This is a genomic window from Massilia putida, from assembly GCF_001941825.1.
Classification (GTDB): domain Bacteria; phylum Pseudomonadota; class Gammaproteobacteria; order Burkholderiales; family Burkholderiaceae_D; genus Telluria; species Telluria putida.
The window spans coordinates 3805113-3817332 of sequence record NZ_CP019038.1 but is presented as its reverse complement, the minus strand read 5'-3'; the positions used below and the strand labels follow the sequence as shown (position 1 = coordinate 3817332).

General features: G+C 66.6%; 14 protein-coding genes. 11 read left to right on the top strand and 3 right to left on the bottom strand.

All coding sequences use genetic code 11. From position 1 onward, the window contains the following. Positions 1-10: 10 nt before the first annotated feature. The 10 genes from hisB (at position 11) to tatC (ending at position 5858) form a co-directional block, all read left to right on the top strand. Positions 11-601, top strand: a complete 591-nt coding sequence (gene hisB, locus BVG12_RS19090; RefSeq protein WP_075793780.1) for an imidazoleglycerol-phosphate dehydratase HisB — start codon at positions 11-13, stop codon at positions 599-601. A gap of 16 nt (positions 602-617) precedes the next feature. Continuing rightward, positions 618-1256: an imidazole glycerol phosphate synthase subunit HisH gene (gene hisH / locus BVG12_RS19085; RefSeq protein WP_075793779.1), complete on the top strand. Its 639-nt coding sequence runs from the start codon at positions 618-620 to the stop codon at positions 1254-1256. A 41-nt stretch (positions 1257-1297) separates the two neighbouring features. After that, positions 1298-2074 carry a 1-(5-phosphoribosyl)-5-[(5-phosphoribosylamino)methylideneamino]imidazole-4-carboxamide isomerase gene (gene hisA, locus BVG12_RS19080; protein ID WP_075793778.1) on the top strand — a complete coding sequence of 259 codons (777 nt, stop codon included), beginning with the start codon at positions 1298-1300 and terminating at the stop codon, positions 2072-2074. A gap of 144 nt (positions 2075-2218) precedes the next feature. After that, complete coding sequence (gene hisF, locus BVG12_RS19075; protein WP_075793777.1) at positions 2219-2980, top strand: imidazole glycerol phosphate synthase subunit HisF; 762 nt, start codon at positions 2219-2221, stop codon at positions 2978-2980. 18 nt (positions 2981-2998) lie between these two features. Further along, a complete protein-coding gene (gene hisI, locus BVG12_RS19070; RefSeq protein ID WP_075796453.1) occupies positions 2999-3433 on the top strand; it encodes a phosphoribosyl-AMP cyclohydrolase in 435 nt (144 codons plus the stop codon). Next, positions 3430-3771 carry a phosphoribosyl-ATP diphosphatase gene (locus BVG12_RS19065; RefSeq protein ID WP_075793776.1) on the top strand — a complete coding sequence of 114 codons (342 nt, stop codon included), beginning with the start codon at positions 3430-3432 and terminating at the stop codon, positions 3769-3771. Before hisI ends, BVG12_RS19065 begins: the two co-directional genes overlap by 4 nt. 17 nt (positions 3772-3788) lie before the next feature. After that, positions 3789-4163: a histidine triad nucleotide-binding protein gene (locus BVG12_RS19060; protein ID WP_075793775.1), complete on the top strand. Its 375-nt coding sequence runs from the start codon at positions 3789-3791 to the stop codon at positions 4161-4163. A gap of 138 nt (positions 4164-4301) precedes the next feature. After that, positions 4302-4541, top strand: coding sequence for a Sec-independent protein translocase subunit TatA (gene tatA / locus BVG12_RS19055; RefSeq protein WP_075793774.1), 240 nt, complete (start codon positions 4302-4304; stop codon positions 4539-4541). Positions 4542-4559: 18 nt separating this feature from the next. Beyond that, positions 4560-5066 (top strand): Sec-independent protein translocase protein TatB, encoded by a 507-nt coding sequence (gene tatB / locus BVG12_RS19050; RefSeq protein ID WP_075793773.1) that lies wholly within the window; start codon positions 4560-4562, stop codon positions 5064-5066. Between the two features lie 36 nt (positions 5067-5102). Then, positions 5103-5858, top strand: coding sequence for a twin-arginine translocase subunit TatC (gene tatC / locus BVG12_RS19045; RefSeq protein ID WP_075796452.1), 756 nt, complete (start codon positions 5103-5105; stop codon positions 5856-5858). A gap of 81 nt (positions 5859-5939) precedes the next feature. Here the strand turns inward: tatC and BVG12_RS19040 are convergent, their stop codons facing one another. Next, positions 5940-7661 (bottom strand): extracellular catalytic domain type 1 short-chain-length polyhydroxyalkanoate depolymerase, encoded by a 1722-nt coding sequence (locus BVG12_RS19040; RefSeq protein ID WP_075793772.1) that lies wholly within the window; start codon positions 7659-7661, stop codon positions 5940-5942. Positions 7662-8060: 399 nt separating this feature from the next. Between BVG12_RS19040 and BVG12_RS34135 the strand changes: the two genes are divergently transcribed. Further along, the gene (locus BVG12_RS34135; protein WP_156895676.1) at positions 8061-8210 is read left to right on the top strand and encodes a hypothetical protein; all 150 of its coding nucleotides are present in this window, start codon (positions 8061-8063) and stop codon (positions 8208-8210) included. Here BVG12_RS34135 and BVG12_RS19030 read toward each other — a convergent pair whose 3' ends face one another. Then, positions 8211-10298: an NHL repeat-containing protein gene (locus BVG12_RS19030; protein WP_075793770.1), complete on the bottom strand. Its 2088-nt coding sequence runs from the start codon at positions 10296-10298 to the stop codon at positions 8211-8213. It abuts the gene before it with no gap. Beyond that, positions 10299-12179 (bottom strand): DUF885 domain-containing protein, encoded by a 1881-nt coding sequence (locus tag BVG12_RS19025; protein WP_075793769.1) that lies wholly within the window; start codon positions 12177-12179, stop codon positions 10299-10301. Positions 12180-12220: the final 41 nt, after the last annotated feature.

Below are 12220 nucleotides of genomic sequence, written 5' to 3'. Positions count from 1 at the left end.
GCACCTAGCAATGACCCGCACCGCAGAAATCACGCGCAATACGAGCGAGACGCAAATTCGCGTCGCGCTCAACCTGGACGGCACCGGCCGCCAGAAACTCAATACCGGGGTGCCGTTCCTGGACCACATGCTGGACCAGATCGCCCGCCATGGCCTGATCGACCTGGAAGTCGAGGCCGTCGGCGACCTGCACATCGACGACCACCACACCGTCGAGGACACCGGCATCACGCTGGGCATGGCTGTCGCCAAGGCCATCGGCGACAAGAAAGGCATCCGCCGCTACGGCCATGCCTACGTGCCGCTGGACGAGGCGCTGTCGCGCGTCGTGATCGACTTTTCCGGCCGTCCGGGCCTGGAATGGCATGTGCCGTTCACCCGCGCGACGATCGGCCGTTTCGACGTCGACCTGACCATCGAATTCTTCCGCGGGTTCGTGAACCACGCCGGTGTCACGCTGCACGTCGACAACCTGCGCGGCGTGAACGCGCACCACCAGTGCGAGACCGTCTTCAAAGCCTTCGGCCGCGCGCTGCGCATGGCCGCCGAGCTGGATGCGCGGGCCGCGGGCACGATCCCGTCGACCAAGGGCAGCCTGTAACGCCACGGATTTTCAGATGACGAACAAGATTGTTGTAATCGATGGCGTGGGCAATCTGCGCTCGGTGGCACAGGCCCTGCGCGCCGTCGCGCCCGAGGCCGACGTGCAGATTTCCAACGACCCGGCCGTGATCGACGCGGCCGACCGCGTCGTGCTGCCGGGCCAGGGCGCGATGCGCGACTGCATGCAGAGCCTGCGCGAGTCCGGCGCCGAGGAAGCGCTGCTGCGCGCCACCAAGACCCGTCCCGTGATGGGCGTGTGCGTGGGCGAGCAGATGCTGTTCGACATGAGCGAGGAGGGCGACGCCCCCGGCCTGGGCCTGCTGCCCGGCAAGGTGGTGCGTTTCCGGCTCGACGGCAAGCTGCAGGCCGACGGCTCGCGCTTCAAGGTACCGCAGATGGGCTGGAACCGCGTGCGCCAGTCGCGCGCCCACCCGCTGTGGAATGGCGTGGCGGACAACAGCTTCTTCTATTTCGTGCACAGTTATTTCGCGGTGCCGGAAAACGCCGCGCACACGATCGGCGAGACCGACTACGGCGCGCCGTACTGCTGTGCCGTCGCGATGGACAATATCGTCGCCACCCAGTTTCACCCCGAGAAAAGTGCCGCTGCTGGTTTGCAACTGTACAAGAACTTCGTTCACTGGAATCCGTAATTTCCGCCGTCAACCCGGCACTAACCTAATCGATACCGACCATGCTGCTGATCCCCGCCATCGACCTGAAAGACGGTCACTGCGTTCGCCTGAAACAGGGCGATATGGACCTCGCCACCGTGTTTTCCGAAGATCCCGCCGAGATGGCGCTGCACTGGCTCAAGAAGGGTGCGCGTCGTCTGCACCTGGTCGATCTGAACGGCGCGTTCGCGGGCAAACCGAAGAACGAAGAGGCGATCAAATCGATCCTGCGCGTCGTGCAGAGCTATGCCACGGAGAATGAGCTGGACGAGATTCCGGTCCAGCTGGGCGGCGGCATCCGCGACCTCGACACCATCGAGCGCTACCTGGACGACGGCATCACCTACATCATCGTCGGCACGGCCGCGGTGAAGAATCCGGGCTTCCTGCACGACGCTTGCGGCGCCTTCCCGGGCAGCATCATCGTGGGCCTGGACGCCAAGGACGGCAAGGTGGCGACGGACGGCTGGAGCAAGATGTCCGGCCACGAAGTCATCGACCTGGCCCAGAAGTTCGAAGGCTACGGCGTCGAATCGATCGTCTACACCGACATCGGCCGCGACGGCATGATGGGCGGCGTGAACATCGAAGCGACCGTGCGCCTGGCCCAGGCCGTGCGCATCCCGATCATCGCCTCGGGCGGCCTGCACAACCTGGCCGACGTGGAAGCGCTGTGCGCCGTGCAGGACGAGGGCATCGAGGGCGTGATCTGCGGCCGTTCGATCTACGAAGGCACGCTCGACCTGGCCAGCGCGCAGGAACGCGCGGATGAACTGACCGAGGGCGCGCAGGCCTGACAGGCCGCAGCCCCATGAACCGTCATCCTCGCGAAAGCGGGGATCCATGCTGAGTTTGCGGCAACGGCACTGCCGGCATTGAGGCAGAATCAGTATGGGTTCCCGCTTTCGCGCGAACGACGGTTTCTCTAAACGTACAAATTTATGCTCACAAAACGCATCATCCCCTGCCTGGACGTCACCGGCGGCCGCGTCGTCAAGGGCGTCAACTTCACGGAACTGCGCGACGCCGGCGACCCGGTCGAGATCGCGCGCCGCTACAACGAGCAGGGCGCCGACGAGATCACCTTCCTCGACATCACGGCGTCCTCGGACGGCCGCGACCTGATCCTGCCGATCATCGAGGCGGTGGCATCGACCGTCTTCATCCCGCTGACGGTGGGCGGCGGCGTGCGCAAGGTCGAGGACGTGCGCCGGCTGCTGAACGCCGGCGCGGACAAGGTGTCGATGAATACCTCGGCCGTGACCAACCCGCAGCTCGTGTACGACGCCTCGCAGAAGCACGGCTCGCAATGCATCGTCGTCGCCATCGACGCCAAGCAGGTCGCGCCCGGCAAGTGGGAAGTCTTTACCCACGGCGGCCGCAACGCGACCGGCCTCGATGCCGTCGAATGGGCGCGCAAGATGGAAAGCCTGGGCGCCGGCGAACTGCTGCTCACCAGCATGGACCGCGACGGCACCAAGTCCGGCTTCGACCTGGGCCTGACGCGCGCCGTGTCGGATGCGGTGGGCATTTCCGTGATCGCGTCCGGCGGCGTGGGCGGCCTGCAGGACCTGGCCGACGGCGTCGTGGAAGGCCATGCCGACGCCGTGCTGGCCGCGAGTATCTTCCACTACGGGCAGCACACGGTCGGCGAAGCCAAGCGCTTCATGGCGGACCGCGGCATCCCGATGCGCCTCGACTGATTGATGGAACCGACGACCATGGTGACCCCGACCACCCCCCCGACGATCCCGGCCCAACCCTGGCTCAAGAAAGTCCAATGGGACGAGCACGGCCTCGTGCCGGTGATCGCCCAGGAAGCCGGCACCGGCGACATCCTGATGTTCGCCTGGATGAACCGCGAAGCCCTTGCCAAGACCGTGGAGCTTGGCGAGGCCGTGTACTGGAGCCGTTCGCGCAAGAAGCTGTGGCACAAGGGCGAAGAGTCCGGCCATGTGCAGAAAGTGCTGGAAATCCGCCTCGACTGCGATGAAGACGTGGTGCTGCTGAAGGTCGAACAGGCCGGCGGCATCGCCTGCCACACCGGCCGCCATTCCTGCTTCTTCCAGAAGTTCGAGGACGGCGACTGGCACAGCGTCGAGCCCGTGCTGCAGGACCCGGACACCATCTACACCAACCCGAAGAAGAGCAAATGAGCACGCAACTGGAACGCCTGGCCGCGCTGATCGAAACCCGCAAGCCGGCCAACGGCGGCGACCCGTCGGCCTCGTACGTGGCGAAACTGTTCGCCAAGGGCGACGACGCCATTCTGAAAAAGATCGGCGAGGAAGCCGTCGAGACCGTGATGGCGGCGAAAGACGTGCGTGCCGGGGCGGACCCGTCGAAGCTGTTGTACGAAACGGCCGACCTGTGGTTCCATTCGATCGTCCTGCTGGCGCAGTTCGGCCTCACGCCGCAGCAGGTGCTGGACGAGCTGGCGCGCCGCGAAGGCATGTCCGGCATCGAAGAGAAGGCCTCGCGGCCCCAAGACTAAGACCTGGAGCGTAGAACATGGATAACTGCATCTTCTGCAAGATCGCCGCCAAACAGATTCCGGCCAGCGTGGTGTACGAGGACGACGAATTGCTCGCGTTCAAGGACATCAACCCGGCCGCGCCCGTCCACCTGCTGGTGATCCCGAAGCACCACGTGGCCTCGCTGTCCGATTGCACGGATGCGGACGCGCCCGTGCTGGGCAAGATGCTGGCGCTGGCGCCCAAGCTGGCGGCTGAACACGGCATCGCCGTGAAAACCGGCCCGGACGGCCAGCGCAGCGGCGGCTACAAGACGCTGTTCAACGTCGGACCGGACGGCGGGCAGGAGGTGTACCACCTGCATCTGCACGTCTATGGCGGGCCGCGTCCTTGGCGTGGTCTCGGGACGTAATTCCACGGGAACCTCGGGAACCGTCGGGCAGTTTTACGGCGTTCCCTAAAGGAAAGAGGGCATTCCCGTCCTGCATGGCTTATACTGGCGTGGCTATCGCTTACGCTGATCGGGTTTGCGCCCGGCAAGGAGAATACAATGGGTTCGATGAGTATCTGGCACTGGCTGATCGTGCTGGTCGTGGTGGTGGTGGTGTTCGGTACGGGCAAGCTGCGCAATGCGGGCTCGGACCTGGGCAAGGCCGTCAAGGGTTTCAAGGATGGCATGAAGGGCGAGGAAGAGAAGTCGTCCGCCAGCCAGTCGACCGTGCAGACGCCGCAGCAGGTCGCCGACAAGTCGACCATCGACGTCGACGCGCGTGAAAAGACCCGCCATTAAGCCCGTGCTTGACCCCGCATGATCGATCTCGGACTTACCAAACTCGCGGTCATCGGCGCGGTGGCGCTGGTCGTGATTGGCCCCGAGAAATTGCCTAAGGTGGCGCGCATGGCCGGCACCCTGTATGGCCGCGCCCAGCGCTACCTGCATGAGGTGAAGTCGGAAGTCTCGCGCGAGATCGAGATGGAAGAGTTGCGCAACCTGCACAAGGATATCCAGGACAGCGCGCAAAGCTTCAAGTCCGAGGTCGAGACGTTCAAGTCGGAAGTCGAGAGCACCGTCTCGACGCATATGAACGAGGTCGAGTCCGCCTGGCGCGGCGACACGGCCGTCATGCCCACGACGGCGTCGCCAGACGACATCGAACGCAAGGCGCGCGACTTCCGCCGCAAGAAGCTGGCGAAGACGTCGAACGTGCCGGCGTGGTACAAGAACCGCCAGGGCACGCGCCAGCACGTGCTGTCCGGCGCGGCACGCGTGCGCAAGTTCCGTCCCGGCGCCACTTCCAACACCAAATTTTTCTGATGATGGCCGCCTTCAGGCGCCACACCCTTGCGCCAGATGACTGAAGAAACTGCGGGCGAAGAAACCTTCATCTCCCACCTGGTCGAGCTGCGCGACCGCCTGATCAAGGCGACGTACGGCATCGTCCTCGCGTGCATCGTGCTGATGGTGTGGCCGGGCCCGGCGCGCATCTACGATTTCCTCGCCGCCCCCATGCTGGCCGCGCTGCCGGCCGGCTCCAAGATGATCGCCACGGGCGTCGTCGCGCCATTCCTCGTGCCGATGAAGGTGACGTTGCTGATCGCCTTCATCCTCGCGCTGCCCTGGGTGTTTTATCAGGTGTGGGCCTTCGTCGCGCCCGGGCTGTACGCGCACGAAAAGCGGCTCGTGCTGCCGCTCGTGATCTCGTCGTCGATCCTGTTCATCGCCGGGGTCGCGTTCTGCTATTTCTTCGTGTTCGGCCGCGTGTTCCACTTCATCGGCAATTTCTCGCCGAATTCCATCGCCGTGATGCCGGACATCGAGAACTACCTCGATTTCGTGATGTCCATGTGCCTCGCGTTCGGCGCCACGTTCGAGGTGCCGGTGGTCGTCGTGATCCTCGTGCGCATGGGCATCGTCAGCGTCGAGAAGCTGCGCTCGATCCGCCCGTATGCCATCGTCGGCGCGTTCGTGATCGCCGCCGTCGTCACGCCGCCGGACGCCGTCAGCCAGCTGGCGCTGGCGGTGCCGATGTGCCTGCTGTTCGAACTGGGCCTCATCATGGCGCCGATCTTCGTGCGCGTGTCGCAGGCGCCGGAGGAACACGCCTAGGAACTCGTCGTTCCCGCCTGCGCGGGAAGTCGTTCCCGGCAGTGCCGGGAAGTCGTTCCCGGCAGTGCCGGGAATGACAGCTTACGGACAGTTCCCGATCACGTAATACCCCGGCGACGTCTGCGCCAGCGTACTCGTATAAAACGTGTTGTCGAGCCCCATGTTCTGGTTCGACCCGTTCGCCAGCGCATAGCCGCCGCTGTCGTGCGCGCGTCCGGCCTGCACGTGGGCGTAGTTGCTGGAGGTCGTCGCGCTGCAGGTCCAGCTGGACTTCGTCGTGCCCGCCACCGCCGCCGACAACGCGCTCTCGCTGCTGCCGTTCGTGGACGAGACCTGGTAGTTATACGTCGTGCTGGCGGCGAGGCCGCTGTCCGTGTAGCTCGTCGCGGTCACCGCGCCCGCGGTCACGCGGCTGCCGTTGCGGTAGACGTAGTAGCCGGTGGCGCCGCTCGCGGCAGTCCACGTCAAGGTCACGCTGCTCGACGTCGTCGCACCCACCGCCAGGCCGGCCGGCGGCTGCAGGGCGGGCGGCGTCCCGACGAGGAACTGGGCGATGCTGCACGCGCCGGAGGTCAGGCCGGTGGCGCTGTCCGTCGCCGTCACGCTGCCCGTGTAATAGCCGTTGGCGACGTTCGTGTACGATTTGCTGAAGCTGGCGCCGCTGCCGGCCGCCGCGTCGTCGACGGCGCCGGGTCCATTCAGCACGACACGCCAGCCGGTGATGCTGCCCGCGCTGTCCGTGCCGCTGCCCGACACGGTGACGGTCGTGCCGGACACGCTCGCATTGCAGCTGTCGACGACCGGAGCCGCGGCGCGTGCCGCCCGCAGGTTGTTCTTGAACCAGAAATCCATCACGAAGGCCGGATAGTTCACGTGGGTGGCGTCGACGAAGTTCGTGTTCTGCCCGCCGGTGCCGGCCGGCCACGCATGACCCATGCCGCTGACCGTGATCTCGGTGGTGCGCAGCTTGCCGTTGGCATCCAGGTACGGGACGTTCGTGCCGCCCGTGGCCACCGTCGTCGATTGACCCTTCGTGAACGTGCCGCCGTAGACGAGGCGCATGGCCTGCGCGTCCATCGGACCGTATTGCTGCGCCACCGTGTAATCGCTCGTGCCCCAGACGACGCCCGCGACCTGGCTCGCGAACGACGGGCTCGCGCTGCCGGCCAGCGCCTTGCAGTTGCTGGCCGCGGTCGTCGCCGTGTAGCCGGCGGGGACGGCACCGATCTGCGTCGTCGTCGTGCCGGGCGGCGGACCGGCATTGATGCCCACGCCCGCGAACACGTCCGGCGCGAGGCAGCCGAGGGCCATCGTCTCGCCGCCGCCGGACGACAGGCCGGCGACATAGACCTGGTTCGGGTCGATCGCGTACTGCGCATTCGTCGTGAAGCGCTTGATGAGGTCGAGCAGCACGCCGTCATGGCCCGACGTGCGGTTGTGGCTGGTGCTGGCGTAATCCCAGCAATGGTTGCTGTAGACATTGCCCGTCGCATTCGGCGCGAGGATGACGGCGCCGTACTGGTCCGCCACCGCCTTCCAGTTGAAGCCGCCGTCGCTGGTGCTGTCGATGACGTCGCCGCCGGCCGTCTGCGCGCAGCCGTGCAGCACGAGCACGAGGGCGCGCTTGCCGTTCAGCACTGGCTGCGTGGCCGGCCAGTAGTAATACCCGGTCAGATTGCCGCCGTTGACGGTGTCGGCCCCCCACGTCTGATTGCTGCTCCAGGTGCCGGGGCCGGCCGTGACCTGGGCCTGGGCGGTGCAGGTTGCGCCCACCAGCAGCGCGAGCGAAATGATGTGGCGCATATGACGTCTCCCGTGTGTTTGATTGTTGTCAGCGATTCATTGTAGGAGCCGGTTTCATGCATACAAGGCTGCGCACGAGCACGCCAAGTGTGCGGTTTTGCACAGGCAGATTCCTGATATCGAAGCGCAAATATCTTCGTGGTCCGCCGCTGTGTGCGTCTCTATACTTTTTTCTGTCAACCCGGCAAGGACGCAGATGGCATCTCCCTATTCGACATCGCGACGCTCCGCCTACCTGGACGACGCCCAGCGGCGTCACGTCGCCACCGAACGCGCGCGCTGTGGCGCGGCGAATGGCCGACGTCTGCTGATCGCCGTCATCCACGGCGGCTGGTTCGGCGCCGTGGCCTGCCGGCAGCGGATCGGCCCCGTCATCGGCACGCCGTTGATGATCTGGTGGTGCGCCTGCTGCTGGCGCCGGGGCCGCGTTTGCAGGACGCGATGGCACCGCTGCGGATCGCGGCATTCCGCCATGCCGACGAGGGGGAATACGCGCGGATCGCGCGGCTGGAACACGCGGCGCGGGCGCTCGGTCCGGCCCTCGCCTGATTACTCGACCGTGATCGGCAGGTCGCGGCCTTGCAGCGCCACCTGGCCCGCGAAGTCCGCGGCGTAAATGCGCAGCAGGTAGTCGCCCGGCGCCAGGCCGTCCACGCGCCAGGCAGCGGGCAGGGCCACGCCATCCTTCAGCGTGTTGTTGACGGCATAGGCGAACACCGTGGCCTTGCTGCCATAGACCGTGATGCCGCTGTTTTCCGCGTACAGCAGCTTCACCGCGTCGCGCTCGCGTGGCAGGCGGTCGTAGACCTGCGTGATGCGCGGCGCTTCGAACCCCGCGACCGGGCTGCCGTCCGCATGGAGCAGCTGGTAGCCCAATTTGTACAGGCCGAGGCGGCGCCGCGCCAGGTTGCCGTCGATCTGGTCGTAGCCGGCGGCGACGATCGCGACTTCGCCGAGCGCGCGCGCCACGTGCACGCGCCGGCCCTTCTTGCCCGGCAGGCGATGCCCGCTCGCGTCGTACAGCGCGATGCTCTCGATACGGGGCGGCACCGTGTCGCGCAGGCCCGTGAACGGCAGGGTCAGCGGATTGACCGCGCGGCCGCCGGGGTAGTACTCCATGTGCACGTGCGCCATCGGATTGATCGTGCCGAGCGCGTCGCCCACGGCGAAGCGGGTGCCGCGCCGCACCCGCACGCGTTCCGGCTTGCCGTTCGCGCCGCGCAGCAACTGGAAGCGCGGATCGAGCGCCTTGCCCGTGCTGTCGCGGCCCACGCGCATGTGGATATACGACAGCGGCCCAAGGCTCATGCCTTCGCCCAGCTGGCCGAACGCCCAGTTCGGATAAGGATCGCTGACGGTCGCCGGCAGGATCGCCAGCACGCGCGCGCCGACGTCGGCGCGGATGTCCAGGCCCGCATGGAAGTGGTCGCGGTTTTCGCCGTCGTAGCTGCCGCGCACCTCGCCCATCACGCCGACGACTTCGTGCGGTTCCTGCTGCGGGCTCACGGGCCAGGGCATGGATGCCACCGCCGGCAGCTCCAGAGGCGCGGGTTGCGGGGCCGGCGTACCGGCTGGCGGCGGCGCCAGCGCGAACACCTGCTGCGCCTGGCCATCGGCCACCACCAGCGCGCCGTCGCGCTTCACGGCGATGCCGCGCGGCGCGTACAGCCGCACGCTCCCGTCGCTGGCATAGCTCGTGCCCGCGGGACGGTCGGCATCTGGCAGGGCGTGATACTGCCCGTCTGGATCGAACTGGATGATGCGCCCGCTCGCGCCGCTCGCGTACACATAACCGTCATGCGTCAGCGCCAGCGCCACCGGGCGGCGCAGCAGCGGACGGCGCTCGTCCTCGGGCGCGCGCGCGAACGTCGTCACCATTCCCGTTTTGTCGATGCGCCGGATCGCGTCGTTGCCGGTATCGGCGACGAACAGCACGCCGTGCTTGTCGACCGCGATGGCGCTCGGCGTGTCGAACGCGGCCGCGCTGCCCGTGCCGTCCAGGTGGTCGGGCGCGCCGCTGCCGGCCACGGTCGTCACCGTGCCGTCCCGGGCGATGCCGCGGATGCGGTCGTTGTAGGTGTCCGCGACCCAGACATTGCCGTCGCGGTCGACGGCCACGCCGACCGGCCCGTCGAAGCGGGCGGCGCGGCCGATGCCGTCGAGGTAGCCGGCGTCGCCGCCGCCCGCCAGCGTGCTCACGCTGCCGTCGGGCGCCACCTTGCGGATCGCGTTGTTGCGGGTATCGGCCACGTACAGATTGCCCAGGCGGTCGATGGCCAGCGCCGACGGCGTGTCGAATGCGGCGGCGGCGCCAACGCCGTCCGCGAAGCCCGCGCGGCCGCCCGCGAAGACGGTTTGTTGGCCGTCGGGCGCGATGCGGCGGATGCAGCTGCAGTCACCGCCATCGGCCACGAACACATTGCCGTGCGCATCGACGGCGGTGCCGAACGGGTCGCCGAAGCGGCCCGCCAGCGGCGTCACGCGCGCGGACCACGCGGGCCTGGTGGGGGCATCGGCCGGGCGCCAGAAAGCGCGCCCTGGGGTCGCGTCCTGGCGGGTATTGAGGACATACACGGCCGCGCCGCCGGCCAGCACGGCGGCGCCCGCGAGCGCAGCGATGAGCGTTGTGCGCTTCACTTACTGCATCAACTGCCCGATGATCTTCACCGGCGCATTCCCGTAGCTCAGGAACTGGTCGTGGAATTGCTTGAGGTTGAAGCGGTCGCCCAGCTGCTCCTTGCGGCGTTCGCGGAGTTCCATGATGTCGCTGTAGCCGCTGAAATAGCTGGACAGCTGCACGGACGACAGCTGCGCGCGGCGCCACTTTTCGGCGGCTTCCTGCGGGGTCTGGAAAGCCTGGCGCACGAGCAGGTCCATGGCCTGGTCGCGCGTCATGCCCAGCACGTGCACGCTGTAGTCGAGGATCGTGTTGGAGACGCTGCGCAGATTCCACTTGCACCACATCAGCCACAGCTCCGGCGCGTTGTCGCCATAGCCCGACTCCAGCATCATGCGCTCGCCGTACACGGCCCAGCCCTCGACCATCGCGCCGTTGCCGAACAGGGTCTTGACCAGCGACGGCGACCGGTTCGCGTTCATCAGCTGCGTGTAGTGGCCGGGGATCGCCTCGTGGATGTTCAGGATTTGCAGCATCCAGTTGTTGTACTCGCGCAGGCTGCTTTCGGCCTGCTCGGGCGTGAGGCCGTCCAGCGGCGTCACGTTGTAATAGGTTTTATCCTTCGGACGATACGGGCCCGGCGCATCGATGCTGGCGCCCGCGACGCCGCGCTGGTACAGCGGCGTCTCGCGCACGACGAGCGGCTTGCTCGGGTCGATCGTCACGAGGTTGTTCCTGATGACGAACTCCTGCAGCTGCGGGATCTGGCGGCGGATCTCGGGCAGGAAATTCGCGGGCGTCGTGTGCTGCAGCGAGAGCTTGTCGATCACCATGCCGATTTTTTTATACCGGTCGGCGGGTTTCGCGGTGCTGCCCATCGTCTTGTCCCACAGCTGATCGGACAAAGCGTCCATGCGGGTCAGGAGTTCGTCGCGCGCGGCCAAGGCCTTGCGGTAGGTCTGCTCGCCCGTGTTGGATGACTGGATCTCGAAGGCGAATTTTTGTTCGTATAAATCCTTCCCGATGCGGAACGAGCGCGCGCGCTGCGTCTGCACCTGCGATTTATCGAGGTCGCTCAAGAAGTCGACCCAGCCCAGCACCGCCGTGCCTGCGTTCGCGATGCGCTGGGCGAAGATCGCCTTTTCCTGCGCCGACAGGATCGATTCCTGCGCGGCCTTGCCGAGGTCCGCCAGCACGACGAGCGTGCCCGGCGCCTGCTGGATCGCCAGCTGCGTGTGTTCGTGCGTCGGGTTGACGATGGAGCCCTGCGCCGCCTGATAATAGGCCGGCACGTCGGCCAGGCGTTTCAGGATCGTGCGCAGGCGCTGCGCCTTGGCCGCGTATTCCGTGTTCAGGATCAGGTCGAAGGCCTGCGCCACGTTGTACTCGGCCGGATTCCACTCGAACTCGCGGAACGTCGTCAACTGCCAGCGCTCGTATTTCAGCTTGTTGAGGAGGACGGCGAGGTCGGTGCGCTGGTTCGGCGACAGCTTGTCGGCGTTCAGCTTGCCGAACTTGTCGAGCCACTCGTCGATGAACGCCAGCCGCTTCGCGCGCGAGGCGGCGTCGGGGATCGTCAGCTTGGCGGCCGCGTCGAACTTGCCGACGTAGATGCCGTCTTCCGGATCGATGCGCCACAGCGCGGTGAGGAATTGCATGGACAGCGAGTCCATGAAGCGGTCGTTGCGGTTCTGCGGCGTGGCGGCGGCGACGGGCGCGGCGGCCTTTTGCACGGGCTTCTCGTCGTTATCTGCCTTCGCCTTGGCCTTGGCTTTGCTCTTGGCCGGGGCCTTGGCCTTGGTGCTGCTGGCCGCCTTGTGGTGCGGCTTGGTGCGCGCGCTCGCCGGCGCCAGCGCGACGCTGGTCAGCAGGACGGCAAGCGCGATTTTCGATTTCATCATTCTCTGTCTGCCTGATTGTATAAAGGGCCAGATGGGGGGCG

Coding starts and splice junctions, on each gene's coding strand:
- hisB (WP_075793780.1), top strand. CDS start 11: ATGACCCGCACCGCAGAAATCACGCGCAATACGAGCGAGACGCAAATT.
- hisH (WP_075793779.1), top strand. CDS start 618: ATGACGAACAAGATTGTTGTAATCGATGGCGTGGGCAATCTGCGCTCG.
- hisA (WP_075793778.1), top strand. CDS start 1,298: ATGCTGCTGATCCCCGCCATCGACCTGAAAGACGGTCACTGCGTTCGC.
- hisF (WP_075793777.1), top strand. CDS start 2,219: ATGCTCACAAAACGCATCATCCCCTGCCTGGACGTCACCGGCGGCCGC.
- hisI (WP_075796453.1), top strand. CDS start 2,999: ATGGTGACCCCGACCACCCCCCCGACGATCCCGGCCCAACCCTGGCTC.
- BVG12_RS19065 (WP_075793776.1), top strand. CDS start 3,430: ATGAGCACGCAACTGGAACGCCTGGCCGCGCTGATCGAAACCCGCAAG.
- BVG12_RS19060 (WP_075793775.1), top strand. CDS start 3,789: ATGGATAACTGCATCTTCTGCAAGATCGCCGCCAAACAGATTCCGGCC.
- tatA (WP_075793774.1), top strand. CDS start 4,302: ATGGGTTCGATGAGTATCTGGCACTGGCTGATCGTGCTGGTCGTGGTG.
- tatB (WP_075793773.1), top strand. CDS start 4,560: ATGATCGATCTCGGACTTACCAAACTCGCGGTCATCGGCGCGGTGGCG.
- tatC (WP_075796452.1), top strand. CDS start 5,103: ATGACTGAAGAAACTGCGGGCGAAGAAACCTTCATCTCCCACCTGGTC.
- BVG12_RS19040 (WP_075793772.1), bottom strand. CDS start 7,661: ATGCGCCACATCATTTCGCTCGCGCTGCTGGTGGGCGCAACCTGCACC.
- BVG12_RS19025 (WP_075793769.1), bottom strand. CDS start 12,179: ATGATGAAATCGAAAATCGCGCTTGCCGTCCTGCTGACCAGCGTCGCG.